Here is a 14,547-nt window from a genome sequence, read left to right as displayed (position 1 = left end):
ACTTCACATTATTGGAGCATGATCTTTTCCAAAAACCGGTATCCACTTTTTGGGATCATGCTTCAGGGATCAAAACAGGCGGAAGCGGCGCGGTGACTTCTCCGCTTCGTCATCGGGGTCGACGCCGGGGTCGTCGGGCAGCCGCGCCAGTTCCTCGGCAGGTTCGACGGGTTCGGCGTCGTTTGGTATTGCGGCGAAAGCGGCGGCGGTGACCGGCGTGACCTGGTCATCGCCCACAGCGGGCTTCGGCTCGATCGGCGCCTCGCTGCTCGTCCTGGCGATGGCCGGATGATCGATCACTTCGGCTTCCTTTGCCGGTTTGGCAGGTGCCGCAAGCACCGGCACATCGGCTTCGTCTTCATGGCTGTCGATGAGCTGGCCCAGCCGCTCCATCGGCGCGCGCCAGGCGAAAGCATCGAGCTTGCCGCTGACCGGCGATACCGGCGCCCAGCGTTCGGAGACGACGCCGTCGGCGACCCAGGCCGGATCGCGCGGCGCCCTGACCGCCTTGGACAGCAATTGCCTGATCTTGCCCTGGTCGCCGGTCTCTGCCTCCTCGATATCGGCCAGCAGCAGGTAAGCGCCTTCCCGGCGATCCATGCGGATCGCGGCTTCCGCCTCGCGGCGGGCGGTGGAAAAATCCTGCGCATCGAGCGCGGCGCGCGCCACCGTCATCGACGATTCGGCATTGTTGCGCTTCAGCTCCTGCAGCTTCTTCGCCCGGTTGAGACGATCGACCACCGCATCTCCCGGCCTTGCATGGGTGTAGAGCTCGGCGATCTCGGGATGCGGCTCCGCCTTCCAGGCTGCCTCAAGGATCTTCGAGCCTTTGCGCACATCGTTCTGTTTGAACAGAAGATTGGCGGCTGCAACCGCGGCCGGCGCGAAATCGGGCGCGAGCTTGTTTGCCTCGAGTGCCGCTGCCTTGGCTGCATTGGGGTCGCTGTCGGTCAGCGCCTGCGCCTTGGCGGTCAACAGCACAGCGCGGCGGCGATTGGCGGCGTCGCGTTCGATCTGCCTGGTCGACTTCTGCGCCTCCACCAGCTTCAGCGCGCCGTCCCAGTCGCCGCGCCCGGTCAGATCTTCCAGCGTCGATTCGGCGGCCCAAGCCAGTTGCGGTGCGACGGAAGCGGCGCGGCCGGCATAGTGACGCGCCGCGTTGCGGTCGCCGAGCCGTTCGGCTTCGAGATAGAGCCCGCGCAGGCCAAGCAGCCGCATTTCGGGGTCGTCGAGCATGGCCTCGAATTTTTCGCGCGCGCCCTCATGGTCGCCTTCGAGCAGCGAGGCTTGCGCTTCGAGCAGCTGGATCAGCGGCTCCTGGTCGGAGCGGATCAGTTTGGCGGCTTCCTTGGACTTCTTGCGGGCCAGCGCGCCGTCGCCGGCGCCGGCTGCGATCATGCCGGTCGACAGCGCCTGATAGCCACGGTCGCGGCGGCGCACGCGGAAATAGCGCGAGATCGTGTACGGGCTGTTCCACAGCGACTTGATCAGCCACCAGACGATCATCACCGCTGCGACGACGGCAACGATCGCCACCGCCGCCACCATCAGGCTGACCTGGTATTGGTAACCGTTGAAGGTGACGACCATCTCGCCGGGACGATCGGCCAGCCAGGCAAAGCCGAGGCCGAGCGCGAAGACGGCGGCGAGAAAGATGAGAATGCGGATCATCGTGTCGTCCTCATGCCTTCATCGCACCTGCAATCAGCGCGTCGACCTGCGTCTCGACGTCGATGCGCGCCTTCAGTTTGCCGGCAAAGTCGGCGCCAGCAGCCTTGACCGCATCCGGCAGCGTCGCGTATTCGCTGAGCGCCTTGGCGTAGTCGCCCTGATTGACCGCCACTTCGATGCGCGCCACGGTTTCCGGCGCGCCGGCGCCTTCGACGCCGCCGATCGGCCGGACCTTGACCAGCGATTCGGCGCTCGACAAAAGGTTCTGGAAGAAGCCGGCATTTTCATCGACCGGCGTCGCCGCCGCGACCATCGCATTGGCCGCGGCGTCGGCCTCGCCGGCGATCTCGGTGCGGGTCGGGACGCCCTTTTCAGCGTAGGGGCGCAGCGCTGCAATCTGCGGTGCATCGGGCGAGATCGCCGCGAAGGTCTCCAACTCGGCGGCGAACGGCGCGCCGCGGTCAAGCGCCGCCTTCAAGGCCGAAGCGGCGATGGCCATCGCGATCTTTGGCTGCGAGGCCTGCGCATCGACCTTGCCGGCGAGCTGCGTCACCGACTGCTCCAGCGCGGCGATCTTGCCTTCCTGCGTCTTGGCTGCCTCACCGGCCGATTTCACCAGTGCGTCGAGGCCCGCCAGTCTTTCATTGAGCGGCGCGAGATCGACGGGCGCTGCACCACCGGCCTGGCCAAGGGCGGCGACCGCGGTCTCGATCTGCTTGACCTTGTCGCCAAGCGAGGCAAGCCCGGCATTGTCGCCGGCGCCGCCCCTTTCGACCGCCGATTTCAGCGATGCGACATCGGCCTTGACCTGATCCAGCGCCGAAGACAGCCCGTCGACCTTGGCCGTTGCGGCGCCATTGCCGCTGGCTTCCCTGAGGTCGGCGATTTCGCGCTTCAGCGAAGCGATCTCGCCATTGACGCCGTCGAGCGAGACCGTGCCCGCCCCTGAGCCCGGAGCGCCAAGCACGCCGGCAAACTGCAGCCCCCCGGCGGCAGCCAGCGCGATGACACCGCCGATGATGCCGGCGGCAATGCCGTTCGTGCGCTTCGGTTGCGCGGCCATGGGCTGGTTCCCGGCTGTCCTTGGGGTTTCCTTGGGTGCACCCGTCTTGGGCGAGGCATCCTCGAAACTGTAGTCGGAGGTTCTGGCGCGCGGTGGCGCATCCGAAGCGGTGGGGTAAGGCTGCTCCGCCTGGGTGGACGCCTTCGCATCGGCGCTTTCGGGAGCGGCCTGCGCCGCGGCATCGGAGTGCTCCCACGGCTCGAGATCGGCCTGATCGGCATGAACGGGCTCGTCAGGCGTCTCCGGCTGCGCATTGGCCATGGCAGCGGCATCCTCAGCCGCAACCGACCCTGCCGGGGCCTCGACGTCGTCCGAGTTGGCGACATCCGTCTTGGCGGCATCCGCATCGGCAATGCGCGAGACAGCGCCGGGTTCGAGTTCGATGGTCACCGGCTCGTGGCGGCTTTTCGAATGTCGCATCTTCGGCGTCTTGACCATGCCTGGGCTCCGCAATCCTGCTTCGTCTGGGCGCCCGACGGCGCGTGATGGTTTGAAAAATGGTCTAGCACATCATCATCAGGTGAAAAGGGGCGGCGTGATGACACGGGCTCAGTCGCCGCGGTGCAACAGCTCAAGCAGCGCCTCCTCCTGCGGTTCCCGCGCCATGCGTATTTTTTTGCCGGCGGCATTGTCAAACGCCGCTGCCACGCGCTCGGAGAGCGCAAAAGCCTGCATGTTTTCAAAGAGATCGCGCAGTTCCGCCCGGCTGGCCAAGGCCTGCAACGCTGCCGCCGCCTTGGCTGAATAGAGCAGCACCGCGTCGACCGCCTGATCGGACAGGCGTGTACGGATTTCAGCATCGGAATAATCGAGCGAAATCGTGTCGTAGGTTTCGACGGTGCGGACCTCGACGCCGGCCTTTCGCAGCCGCGCCTCGAATGCCGGAAACCGCACGCGCCCTGTGAGATAGACGACCGCCTTGCCGGAAAGGCCGGCAGCAATCGCCTCGGCCAGCCGCTCGGCGTCGCCCGCCCCTTCGCTGACCGACAAGAACCCTGCCGAACGTGCCGCTTCAGCCGTCCTGCGTCCGACGGCATGGCAAGGCAAGGCGGCGAGCGCACGAATGAGTTCTTTCGGCGCATGCCGCACGGCATTGGCGCTAGTCACAGCGACGGCCACGGCATCGTCGCTCGCAGCATCGGCGCCAACCGGCAGTGTCACCGTTTCGGTCAGCGGCAGAAGGAGCGGCTCAAATCCCAATTCCTGCAGCCGCCGCATGGTTCGCGACGCCCCGGGTTGCGGCCGCGTCACCAGGACACGCATATCAGACCCAGCCGTCGAAGAAGGTTTCGCCCGCTTTGACCCGCACCATCCTGGCCGCGTCCGTGCCGATGTCAGCGGCATCCAGCGCCAAGCCTTCGGCCTTGACCTCATGCGATTGCGTGCCATCGGGCGAAATGATCAGCCCGGCGAAAACCAGCCTGCCGCCCGATATCGTCGCATAGCCGGCGATCGGCGTGCGGCAGGAGCCATCGAGCGCCGCCAAGAAGGCGCGCTCACAGGCCAGCGCCTGGCCTGTCGGCACATCATGGATGGCCACCAGCATCTTTTCGACCTCGCTGTCGCCGATGCGGGTTTCGATGCCGATTGCGCCTTGTCCCGGCGCCGGCGGAAAAGCATCGAGCGGCATCAGATCGGTGACGACATGGCCGAGCCCGAGCCGCTTCAGCCCGGCATAAGCGAGGATCGTGCCTTCGGCGACGCCTTCCTCCAGCTTGCGCAGCCTGGTCTGCACATTGCCGCGGAACATGACCACGTCTAGGTCCGGCCGCATGCGCCGGATCAGCGCCTGGCGCCTGAGCGAAGACGACCCGACCTTGGCGCCTTGCGGCAAATCAACAATGCGCTCCACCGCCTTGCCGATGAAGGCGTCCCGCGCATCCTCGCGCGGCAGGAAGGCGGACAGCTCCAGCCCGTCCGGCAGCACTGTCGGCATATCCTTGGAGGAATGCACGGCGATATCGATCGTGCCGGCCAGCAGCGCCTCTTCGATTTCCTTGGTGAACAGGCCCTTGCCGCCGGCTTCCGACAGCGGCCGGTCCTGGATGCGGTCGCCGCTGGTCGAAATGACGACGACCTCGAAGGCTTCCGCCGGCATGCCGTGCGCTTCCATCAGCCGCGCCTGCGTTTCATGCGCCTGGGCGAGCGCCAGCGGGCTGCCGCGTGTTCCGATTTTCAAAGTTTGCATGGCGCGCGGTCCGTGATAACCCCCGGCTGGCTTTGCGTTGCCGGCGCTCTCCCTAGCGAGGCCCGCCTCTACTAACTAGGAAAGTCCGGCGACACAATCTCTGGAGACAGCGACGAATTGATCCGCGTTCTGGGCATTGAGACGAGTTGCGACGAGACCGCCGCCAGCGTGGTGACGCTGGACGGCGATTCCGTGCCGGTGATTGCGTCCAACATCGTGCTCAGCCAGATCGAGGAGCACGCCGCCTTCGGCGGCGTCGTGCCGGAGATCGCCGCGCGCGCCCATGTCGAGGCGCTGGACGGCATTGTCGAGGCCGCTCTTGCGGATTCGGGCGTAGCCCTGGCCGACATCGACGCCATTGCCGCCACTGCGGGCCCCGGCCTGGTCGGCGGGCTGATCGTCGGCCTGATGACGGCCAAGGCGATTGCAGCGGCCGCCGGCAAGCCGCTGATCGCCATCAACCATCTCGAAGGCCACGCACTGACCGCAAGGCTGACCGACGGGCTCGACTTTCCCTATTTGCTGCTGCTGGTTTCCGGCGGCCACACCCAGATCGTCGCCGTGCGCGGCGTCGGCGACTACCAGCGCTGGGCGACGACCATCGACGACGCGCTCGGCGAAGCTTTCGACAAGACGGCCAAAATGCTCGGCCTGCCCTATCCCGGCGGCCCGAACGTCGAAAAGGCGGCAATGTCGGGCGATGCGACGCGCTTTGCCTTTCCGCGGCCGATGAGGGGCTCGGCGCAGCCCGATTTCTCCTTCTCCGGCCTCAAGACCGCCGTGCGCCAGGCGGCGACCGCCATCCAGCCGCTAAGCGAGCAGGATGTCGCCGACATCTGCGCCTCGTTCCAGGCGGCGGTAGCCGACGCACTTGGCGACCGCGTGGCCCGCGCGCTGGCCCGCTTCCGCGACGAATTTCCGGACAAGGCCGAGCCGGCGCTGGTCGTTGCCGGTGGCGTCGCCGCCAACAGAGCGATCAAGGCGACGCTGCAGAAGCAGTGCGCCGAGGCCGGCTTCGCCTTTGTCGCGCCGCCGCTCAAACTGTGCACCGACAACGCGGCGATGATCGCCTGGGCCGGCATCGAGCGGTTGCGGGCAGGCCTGTCTCAAGAGAACGGCTTCGATTTCGTGCCGCGTTCGCGCTGGCCGCTGGACAGCATTTCGGCCCCGATGGTCGGCTCCGGCCGGCGCGGAGCAAAAGCATGAGCGCCGGCAACACAAGCGGCAGGGACAGAACCGGCTGGCGCGTCGCCGTGCTCGGCGGCGGCGCCTGGGGCACGGCGCTAGCGCTGGCGATGCTGCGCGCCGGTCACGATGTCCGGCTCTACGCCCGCGACGAAGAGACTGTTTCCGCGATCCGCCGCGGCGAGAACCCGCGTTATCTCCCCGGCATCGCCATTGAAACAGGCATTGCGGCGACGAGCGATATCGGCACGGCCCTGACCGATGCCGATTGCGCGCTGGCCGTGGCGCCGGCGCAGGCGCTGCGCGCCATGCTGACGACGGCAAAGCCCCATATGCCGAAAGGCATCCCGCTGGTTCTCTGCGCCAAAGGCATTGAGCGCGACACCGGCGCGCTGCTGTCGGCGATCGTTGATGAGATTCTGCCCGAAACTCCGGTTTCGGCCCTGTCCGGTCCCAGCTTTGCCGCCGACGTCGCCAGGGGTCTGCCGACCGCTGTCGTGGTTGCTGCACGCGACGACGCCTTGGCGGCCGAGCTTGCCGCGCGCTTTTCGGCGCAGAATCTGCGCTGCTATTCCAGCGACGATTTGATCGGCGTCGAGATCGGCGGTGCTTTGAAGAATGTGTTCGCCATTGCCGCTGGCGCCGTCACCGGCGCTGGGCTCGGCGCCAGCGCGCATGCCGCCATGGTGACGCGCGGCTTCGTCGAACTGCGCCGCATCGGCGCATCCTTCGGCGCCAAGCCGGAGACGCTGATGGGGCTTTCCGGCCTCGGCGACCTTTTGCTGACCTGCTCTTCCGCCCAGTCGCGCAATTTCGCCTATGGGCTGGCGGTGGGGCAAGGTAAGCCCTTGTCCGGACTGCCGCTCGCCGAAGGCGTGCCGACGGCGGCGATCGCCGCTCGCATCGCCACCGAGCGCGACATCGACGCGCCGATCATCGCAGCGGTGTCGGCGATACTGGACGGCACGATCACCATTCGGCAGGCTGTGTCCGCGCTGATGACGCGACCCCTGAAAACCGAAACCGACCTCTGATCCCCTACAAACCGGAGTTTAACATGCTGTTTGCGTTGATTTGCAAGGACAAGCCGGGCAGCCTGCAGGTGCGGGTCGATACGCGGCCGGTGCACGTCGCCTTTCTCGAAGGCCTGAACGCCGACAACAAACTGGCCTTTGCCGGCCCGTTCCTCGACGCCGAAGGCAAGCCCAACGGCAGCCTCGTCGTCGTCGAAGCGCCCGATCTCGCCGGTGCGCAGGCGCTGTCGGCTGCCGACCCCTATGCCAAGGCCGGGCTGTTCGAAAGTGTCGAAATCCGCCAGTGGAACTGGACCTTCAACAAGCCGGCGGCTAGTTAGTTCCGGCGGCGCCTAGAGCGATCCCAGGAAAAGTGTGTAACGGTTTTCCGTCCGGAATTGCGCAAAAAATAGTAGTTGGAGCAAAGACATGAACTACTGGCTGTTCAAATCCGAACCTTCGGTCTTCTCCTTCGAGGCGCTGAAGGCCAAGGGCAAGGCCGGCACGCAGTGGGACGGCGTGCGCAACTATGCAGCGCGCAACAACATGAAGGCGATGCAGATCGGCGATCTCGGCTTCTTCTATCACTCCAATGAAGGGCTGAACGTCGTCGGCATTGCCGAAGTCTGCGGGCTTGCCCATCCCGACAGCACCACCGACGATCCGCGCTGGGAATGCGTCGACATCCGCGCCTTCAAGGACGTTCCGAACCCGCCGACGCTGGAGCAGGTCAAGGCAAATCCGAAGCTTGCCGAGATGGCGCTGGTGCGGCTTGGACGGCTTTCCGTACAGCCGGTGACGCCGGCCGAATGGAAGGAAGTCTGCCGCATGGGCGGCCTGACGCCGGCTCCGTGACGGTCCTCACGCCGAACAGCGCGAAAAAGTTCATTCTCGACAACACGGCGCTTATGTCGCCGCCGCATGTGCCGGAGATTGTCCTCAATCTGGCCGACGAAGCGCATGACCTCTGGCAGCGCACGGAGAACGAGCTGATCGAAATCGGCCTGCCGCCGCCGTGTTGGGCCTTTGCCTGGGCCGGCGGTCAGGGCCTTGCCCGCTACGTGCTGGACAATCCGTCGGATGTGCGGGGCAAACGCGTGCTCGACTTCGCCTCCGGCTCCGGCCTTGTCGCCATCGCCGCCGCCAAGGCGGGTGCGGCGCACGTGATCGCCGCCGACATCGACCCGTTCTGCGAAACGGCGATCCGCCTCAACGCAGAGGCCAATGGCGTTGCCATCGACTTTTGCGGCACGGACTGCATCGGCACCGACGCCGGCTGGGACGTGGTACTGGCCGGCGACGTCTTCTACGACAAATCCTTCGCCGACACGCTGATGCCGTGGTTTTCGACACTGAAGGCGCGCGGCGCTGACATCCTCGTCGGCGATCCGGGCCGCTCCTACATGCCGAAGGCGGGACTGGAGCCGCTCGCAGTCTACGAAGTGGCGGTGACGCGGGCGCTGGAGGACGCCCTGGTCAAGCGCACCACGGTGTGGCGCTTCGCTTGACGGCATTGCCGAACAGGCGTTCCATCGCGCATTGATTTGAAGAACACGCATGTCGTTATCCCAGAACCGTCAGGCTTTGGGCTGCATGCTTGAGGGGAGGACTTTATGGATTTTTCAGTGGTGAACTGGCTGGCGGTGGTTGTCGCGGCCGTCGCGGCGTGGCTGTTTGGCGCCGTCTGGTACACGGCCCTCAGCAAGCCTTGGATGAGGGCGGCCAGGATCGATCCGTCAACGTCAAAGAAATCGATATTGCCCTTCATCATCTCCTTCATCGCCGAGCTGATCATGGCGCTGGTCTTAGCCTTGGTCGTCGGCGCGATGACCGGCGGCGAGCCGGTCCTTGTCGCAGGGCTGGTCTTCGGCTTCGTCCTCTGGCTGGGTTTCGTCGCCACGACGCTGACGGCCAACCATCGCTATGAGAATTTCGGCTGGGACCTGACCCTCATCGACGGCGGCCACTGGCTCGGCGTGCTGTTGATCATCGGCGCGGTGATCGGCTGGTTCGGGACGCCGGTCGCCGGCTGAGGCCTGCAGAAGTCGTCAGGTCTGCGTCCTGGCGACTTCGTCGAGGATCCATTCACGGAAAGCGATGATGCGCGGATCGTTGGCAGTGCTCTCGGGATAGACCAGGAAGTAGCCGAACTCCGGCCCCACGCGCAGACCGAGTTCAAAGGGCTGCACCAGCCTTCCCTGGGAAAGGTCGTTTGCCACCATGGCGAACTCGGCGAGCGCCACGGCATTGCCGTCGAGCGCCGCCTGCACGGCATCGGTAGAGGTTCCAAACACGATAGTCCGGCTGTCGTCGAAATCGTTGATGCCGGCCGCGGCCATCCACATGCGCCAGTTCGGCCATGTCACGCCTTGGCGCGACCATTCGATATGGGCAAGCGTGTGGTTGAAGAGGTCGCGCGGTTCGCGCAGCGGCGGGCCGGAGGTCAGCAGGCTCGGGCTGCACACCGGAATGAGGATGTTGTCGAACAGGCGATGGGCGCGAAGCCCCGGATACTTGCCGACCCCGAACCGGATGCCGACGTCGACGTCGTCGAGTTCGAAATCGCGCACTTCGTAGCCGATGTCGAACCTCAGTTCGATACTGGGCTGAAGTTTGCGAAAATCGTCGACGCGCCGCATCAGCCATTTTGACGCGAACTGCGCGTCGAGCGTCACCTTCAGCAATGCCGTGCCGCGCGTCAGCTTGCGCGCCCGCGACACCGCCCGGTTGAGCAGGTCGAGCGCATCGATCGAGGCCTCGAACACCACCGTACCTGCCTCGGTCAACCGGATGGTACGACTGGTTCGCGTGAACAGCACCAGCCCGAGCTGATCCTCGATTTCCTTGATCTGGTGGCTGACCGCCGCCGGCGTCAGCCCGAGCTCGTCGGCAGCGCGGGTGAAATTGAGGTGGCGGGCGGCGGCTTCCAGAGTCCTCAGCGCGCGCGTTCCGGGCAACAGACGGGACATCACCGTATCCTCAAATAAAACTTGACGATCCGAAAAGAACTACCCGTTTCTCTCATGGATTTCAATGCGGCATGATGCATCCATCGAAACACCATCAAGCCGGATTTGATATCTGGCGGAACACGGAGCGCATCATGTCCATCTTCGTTTTGAACTCGCCAGCAGCTCGCTCGAACTGGTTGCATGCCCTAACGGACTGGCTTCGCCAGGCGAAAGTCGCCATCAACCTGCCGCGCCAGGACGTGGAGGATCTGTCGGATCGCCAGTTGCGCGACGTCGGCGCGCAGCGCAAGGACGTGACGCGGGCCGTGGACCGGGAACTCGGCAGGCTTGGATTGCTGGACACTGGGTGGCAGAAGCCGAGAAGGCGTTAGGCAATGGAGAGTAGTGAGTAGTGAGTAGTGAAGGATTGAAACGACGCCGACACCATCCTACTCCCTACTCCCTACTCCCTACTCCCTACTCCCTACTCCCTACTCCCTACTCCCTACTCCCTACTCCCTACTCCCTACTCCCTACCTCACCACCCTCACCACCGTCCGGTCCGACACCAGCGGCAACAGCCGCGCCATTGTCCGCGCCGTCACCGCCACGCAGCCTTGCGTCGGCGTGAAGCCTGGGCGCGCCAGATGGAAGAAGATGGCGCTGCCGCGGCCGCGCCGGCGCGGCGCTATGTTCCAGTCGAGCACCAGGCAGGCGTCATAGAGGCGGTCGTCGCGCCGCATTCGCTCATGGCTGGCGCCATAAGGGATTTTCACCGGCCGGTTGTAGTTGCGGTCGTCCGGCACCTCGCACCAGCCGAGATCGGCGCCGATCGGCGCCATCGCCAGCCGGGTTTTGCGGCCGGCCGCGAAATGATCGCCCCGAAAATATCCTGACAAAATCCGCATCTCGCCAAGCGGCGTCGCACCGTCGCCTTCGCGCTTATTGGCCGAGATGCCGCCGCGTCCGAGCGCACAGGCAAACACCTTGCTGCCGGCCTGCAATATCCCCTGGCTGGGGTAGCCCGGCCTCGCCCGAACCACCAGCACGCGCAGCCCTTTCGGCAAAATTGCGCCGGCTGCATTGCGATCGCGTTTTTTCTTGTATGATCGTGTCACGGAACAAATCACTGTGATCGGACTGTTGCGCCGGTCAGCTTCCGCATAAATGGGGGGCGGTCAACTGAAAATTCTTTTCAAAACAATGGATTGATCCATGACATCACGTACCATTCTGATCGTTGACGACGATGACGACCTGCGCGGAACCCTCGTCGAGCAACTGGCCCTTTACGAAGAATTCGAGGTCTTGCAGGAAGCGACCGCCGCCAAAGGCGTCGCCGCGGCGCGCGGCGGGCTCATCGACCTGCTCATCATGGATGTCGGGCTGCCGGACATGGATGGCCGCGAGGCGGTGAAGATCCTGCGCAAGGGCGGCTACAAGGCGCCGATCATCATGCTGACCGGCCACGATACCGATTCCGACACAATTCTGGGCCTCGAGGCCGGCGCCAACGACTATGTCACAAAGCCGTTCCGCTTCGCCGTGCTGCTCGCCCGCATACGCGCACAACTGCGCCAGCACGAGCAGAGCGAAGACGCCACCTTTTCGGTCGGGCCCTACACGTTCAAGCCCAGCCAGAAGCTTCTGATCGACCAGCGCGGCGGCAAGGTGCGGCTGACCGAGAAGGAAGCCTCGATCATCAAATATCTCTATCGAGCCGACCAGAAGGTGGTGACGCGCGACGTCCTGCTCGAGGAAGTGTGGGGCTACAATTCCGGCGTCACCACGCACACGCTGGAAACTCACGTCTACCGGCTGCGCCAGAAGATCGAGCGCGATCCTTCCAATGCTGAAATTCTTGTGACAGAAAGCGGCGGCTACAAGCTGGTTCCTTAAACTTTTCATTGTTCAATAAGCGGTCGGGGCGGGACTGTTTCGGGGAGGATCCGGCTGGGGGAGCCTGGATCGGCCCGCTGCGCAGATTGAAGTGTTAGAGCGTCCTTTGCGCGTTCAATTGGACACGCGGCGCTCTAAGGGAGGGATTGGACTGACCGTTCGGGGACGCAGCTAGAGATGGCGCTGGATGACGACATCCGCATCCTGTCCGCCGTGAAGCTCTTTGAGGGTTTCACGCAGGAACAGCTGCGCCTGCTCGCCTTCGGCGCCGAAGCCACCCATCTGCAGGCCGCCCGCAAGCTGTACCGCGAGGATGACGAAGCCGACTCGGCCTATATCGTGGTCAGTGGCCGCATCGTGCTCTACCGGGAGCAGGATGGCGACCGCATCCCGATCGGCACCGCCGGCCCCGGCACGATCCTCAGCGAACTGGCGCTGATCGCCGACTCAAGACGGCTGACCAGCGCCTCGGCCGAGACCGATTCGGAAGTGATAAGGTTGAGCCGCAAGATGTTTCGCCGCATCCTGGAGGAATATCCCGAGGTGGCGGTGAAACTGCACCAGCGCATCCTCGATGATTTCCAGGCCATGATCGCCCGCATCGAGAAGCTGGCGCCAAGGTTTGGCGGGTAGGTCCCCGCGACCGCGCTCACGCTTCGGTGTGTCGAGATTCAGGTCAGGCCGAGTCGAAAATGGCTGATACCGAGAACCGGAGCGGAGCGTACTCAAAGTACGCGAGCACCGGAAGCGCAGGTATCGGCCATTTGCAGGCCGGCCTCACCTGAATATCGGCCCGCCTAATCCAGGTCGAACCGCGCAATCACCGGCGCATGGTCCGAGGGCCGCTCCCAGCCACGCGCCTCTCGCAGGATCTCATAGCCGGCAAAGCTCGGCACCAGGTTCGGTGACGACCAGACATGGTCGAGCCGGCGGCCGCGGTTCGAGGCTTCCCAGTCCCGCGCGCGATAGCTCCACCAGGTGTAGAGCTTCTGCTCTGGCGGCACGTCGAGCCGCATCAGGTCGACCCAGTCGCCGGCGATCCGCATCGCGTCGAAATTTTGCGTCTCGACCGGCGTGTGGCTGACGACGTTGAGCAATTGCTTGTGCGACCAGACATCGTGCTCCTGCGGAGCGATGTTGAGGTCGCCGACCAGGATCGAGGCCGACACCTCGTCATGCGCGGCGCGGATGGCGTTCATCTCGGCAACGAAATCGAGCTTGTGGCGGAACTTGCGGTTGATCTCCGGATCGGGCTCGTCGCCGCCGGCCGGCACGTAGAAATTGTGGACCAGGATTGCCTTGCCGCCGGCCTGCACCTTGACCGACAGATGCCGGCTGTCATCGATCTCGCAGAAGCGCCGTTTCTCGACAATCTCGATCGGCCGCCGCGCCACCGTCGCAACGCCGTGATAGCCCTTCTGGCCATGGAATGCGATGTGCTCGTAGCCGGCCTTGCGGAACGCCTTTTCCGGAAACAGCTCGTCGGGAACCTTCGTCTCCTGCAGGCAAAGCACATCGGGCGCCTGCTCCGTCAGCAGCCGCTCGACGATCGGCATGCGCAGGCGCACGGAGTTGATGTTCCAGGTGGCGATGGAGAAGGGCATGCGGCGGTCCGAACAAGGTCGCCGATCTACTGCCAGCCTAGCGCCACAAACACAAGCCAGCCTTTGCGGGCGGCGGCTCTGATTCAGGTCAGGCCGAGTCGAATGGCGGTCTCCGAGAACCGGAGCGGAGCGTACTTAAACCACGTGAGCACCGGAAGCGCAGGAGATCGCCATTGGCAGGCCGGCCTCACCGCATCTAGCGCTGGTTGGTGTTCAGCTCGCGGTTCGCCGCATAGTCGATGGCAAAGGTGTCCGCAGGGAAGCTGACGCCTTCCTTGGTGTTGTAGATCATCACCGTGGTGTCCTTGCCCTGCGCGTCGGTGATGGTCCACTGGCGCAGATCATAGGATTTCGGATCGAACATCATAGTGATCTTCGAATTGCCGAACACCGACTTGTCGGCAAGCTGGATGGTGGTGAGGTCGCTCTCTTCCTTGATCGATTTCACGCGGCCCCCCGAGAGGTCGATCTTGGTGTCGAGCAACAGCTTCAGCGGCGTCTTCGACAACGGATAGAGATCGGACGTTTTCAGACGCTTGTTGAGGATAACCACCGACTTGCCGTCGGAAATCACCCGGAAATTCGACTTGCCGTCATAGTTGAAGCGAATCTTGCCTGGCCGCTCAAGGAAGAACTTGCCGCCGGTCTGCTGGTTGTTGGGGCCGAACTGGACGAACTCGCCGCTCATCGATTTGACCGAGGAGAAATGGTCGGCGATCTTTTGCGCCGTCGGCGGCACCGCCGCCTGCGCCGAGGCCAGGAGCTGGAACCCCGGCACGACGTTGATGGCCGCGGCGCCGGCAAGCATCAGGCCAAGGCCGAGCAACTGGCGACGGTTTGGAGCGAAATCGCTGATCGCGGAAAGATCGTTTTTCATGCCGGTCACTCTCGTGTGGTGTGTGTCTCGTTGCAGTCCGTGGACCCCCAGTTAGACTTAAGTTTGGCGGGCCGGACAGCGCTCAGTCGCTGTAAC

At 64.5% G+C, this 14,547-nt stretch carries 17 protein-coding genes; 9 read left to right on the top strand and 8 right to left on the bottom strand.

Features of this window, described 5'->3' with window-relative positions:
* Positions 1 to 69: 69 nt before the first annotated feature.
* The 4 genes from NKJ64_RS25125 to hemC all read right to left on the bottom strand — a co-directional run bounded on the left by NKJ64_RS25125 (position 70) and on the right by hemC (position 4,922).
* A complete protein-coding gene (locus tag NKJ64_RS25125; RefSeq protein WP_023726070.1) occupies positions 70 to 1,671 on the bottom strand; it encodes a heme biosynthesis protein HemY in 1,602 nt (533 codons plus the stop codon).
* A gap of 10 nt (positions 1,672 to 1,681) precedes the next feature.
* On the bottom strand, positions 1,682 to 3,172 hold the full coding sequence (locus NKJ64_RS25120; RefSeq protein WP_023755621.1) for a COG4223 family protein: 1,491 nt from the start codon (positions 3,170 to 3,172) through the stop codon (positions 1,682 to 1,684).
* A 111-nt stretch (positions 3,173 to 3,283) separates the two neighbouring features.
* A complete protein-coding gene (locus NKJ64_RS25115) occupies positions 3,284 to 3,997 on the bottom strand; it encodes a uroporphyrinogen-III synthase (protein WP_023755622.1) in 714 nt (237 codons plus the stop codon).
* A gap of 1 nt (position 3,998) precedes the next feature.
* Positions 3,999 to 4,922 carry a hydroxymethylbilane synthase gene (gene hemC, locus NKJ64_RS25110; RefSeq protein ID WP_023756506.1) on the bottom strand — a complete coding sequence of 308 codons (924 nt, stop codon included), beginning with the start codon at positions 4,920 to 4,922 and terminating at the stop codon, positions 3,999 to 4,001.
* Between the two features lie 120 nt (positions 4,923 to 5,042).
* Here hemC and tsaD point away from each other — a divergent pair, with 120 nt between their 5' ends.
* The 6 genes from tsaD (at position 5,043) to NKJ64_RS25080 (ending at position 9,153) form a co-directional block, all read left to right on the top strand.
* Positions 5,043 to 6,128, top strand: coding sequence for a tRNA (adenosine(37)-N6)-threonylcarbamoyltransferase complex transferase subunit TsaD (gene tsaD / locus NKJ64_RS25105; RefSeq protein WP_196813717.1), 1,086 nt, complete (start codon positions 5,043 to 5,045; stop codon positions 6,126 to 6,128).
* Positions 6,125 to 7,141, top strand: coding sequence for an NAD(P)H-dependent glycerol-3-phosphate dehydrogenase (locus NKJ64_RS25100; protein ID WP_023755624.1), 1,017 nt, complete (start codon positions 6,125 to 6,127; stop codon positions 7,139 to 7,141). Before tsaD ends, NKJ64_RS25100 begins: the two co-directional genes overlap by 4 nt.
* 23 nt (positions 7,142 to 7,164) lie before the next feature.
* Complete coding sequence (locus NKJ64_RS25095) at positions 7,165 to 7,461, top strand: YciI-like protein (RefSeq protein WP_023670486.1); 297 nt, start codon at positions 7,165 to 7,167, stop codon at positions 7,459 to 7,461.
* An 88-nt stretch (positions 7,462 to 7,549) separates the two neighbouring features.
* Complete coding sequence (locus NKJ64_RS25090) at positions 7,550 to 7,975, top strand: EVE domain-containing protein (RefSeq protein WP_023683904.1); 426 nt, start codon at positions 7,550 to 7,552, stop codon at positions 7,973 to 7,975.
* Entirely contained in the window at positions 7,930 to 8,628 is a 699-nt protein-coding gene (locus NKJ64_RS25085; RefSeq protein WP_352463522.1) for a class I SAM-dependent methyltransferase, read from the top strand. Before NKJ64_RS25090 ends, NKJ64_RS25085 begins: the two co-directional genes overlap by 46 nt.
* Positions 8,629 to 8,733: 105 nt before the next feature.
* Positions 8,734 to 9,153 carry a DUF1761 domain-containing protein gene (locus NKJ64_RS25080; protein ID WP_023698384.1) on the top strand — a complete coding sequence of 140 codons (420 nt, stop codon included), beginning with the start codon at positions 8,734 to 8,736 and terminating at the stop codon, positions 9,151 to 9,153.
* Between the two features lie 15 nt (positions 9,154 to 9,168).
* Here the strand turns inward: NKJ64_RS25080 and gcvA are convergent, their stop codons facing one another.
* A complete protein-coding gene (gene gcvA, locus NKJ64_RS25075) occupies positions 9,169 to 10,089 on the bottom strand; it encodes a transcriptional regulator GcvA (protein ID WP_023818302.1) in 921 nt (306 codons plus the stop codon).
* Between the two features lie 134 nt (positions 10,090 to 10,223).
* On the opposite strand from gcvA, the gene NKJ64_RS25070 reads away from it, so the two are divergent.
* Positions 10,224 to 10,463, top strand: coding sequence for a hypothetical protein (locus NKJ64_RS25070; RefSeq protein WP_023818303.1), 240 nt, complete (start codon positions 10,224 to 10,226; stop codon positions 10,461 to 10,463).
* A 141-nt stretch (positions 10,464 to 10,604) separates the two neighbouring features.
* On the opposite strand, the gene NKJ64_RS25065 is transcribed toward NKJ64_RS25070, so the two are convergent.
* Positions 10,605 to 11,141: a L,D-transpeptidase family protein gene (locus tag NKJ64_RS25065; RefSeq protein ID WP_196813718.1), complete on the bottom strand. Its 537-nt coding sequence runs from the start codon at positions 11,139 to 11,141 to the stop codon at positions 10,605 to 10,607.
* A gap of 145 nt (positions 11,142 to 11,286) precedes the next feature.
* Here NKJ64_RS25065 and NKJ64_RS25060 point away from each other — a divergent pair, with 145 nt between their 5' ends.
* Together NKJ64_RS25060 and NKJ64_RS25055 are read left to right on the top strand one after the other, a co-directional pair.
* Positions 11,287 to 11,970, top strand: a complete 684-nt coding sequence (locus NKJ64_RS25060) for a response regulator transcription factor (protein ID WP_023818305.1) — start codon at positions 11,287 to 11,289, stop codon at positions 11,968 to 11,970.
* A 177-nt stretch (positions 11,971 to 12,147) separates the two neighbouring features.
* Complete coding sequence (locus NKJ64_RS25055; RefSeq protein ID WP_023818306.1) at positions 12,148 to 12,603, top strand: cyclic nucleotide-binding domain-containing protein; 456 nt, start codon at positions 12,148 to 12,150, stop codon at positions 12,601 to 12,603.
* Positions 12,604 to 12,767: 164 nt separating this feature from the next.
* Here NKJ64_RS25055 and xth read toward each other — a convergent pair whose 3' ends face one another.
* Entirely contained in the window at positions 12,768 to 13,574 is an 807-nt protein-coding gene (gene xth, locus NKJ64_RS25050; protein ID WP_352463521.1) for an exodeoxyribonuclease III, read from the bottom strand.
* Between the two features lie 196 nt (positions 13,575 to 13,770).
* A complete protein-coding gene (locus NKJ64_RS25045) occupies positions 13,771 to 14,451 on the bottom strand; it encodes an outer-membrane lipoprotein carrier protein LolA (RefSeq protein ID WP_023670496.1) in 681 nt (226 codons plus the stop codon).
* Between the last annotated feature and the right edge of the window lie 96 nt (positions 14,452 to 14,547).

It is taken from the genome of Mesorhizobium sp. M0062 (assembly GCF_040323125.1).
Lineage (GTDB): Bacteria > Pseudomonadota > Alphaproteobacteria > Rhizobiales > Rhizobiaceae > Mesorhizobium.
The sequence above is the reverse complement of the archived record's forward strand: the minus strand, read 5'-3'. Positions and strand labels throughout refer to the sequence as shown.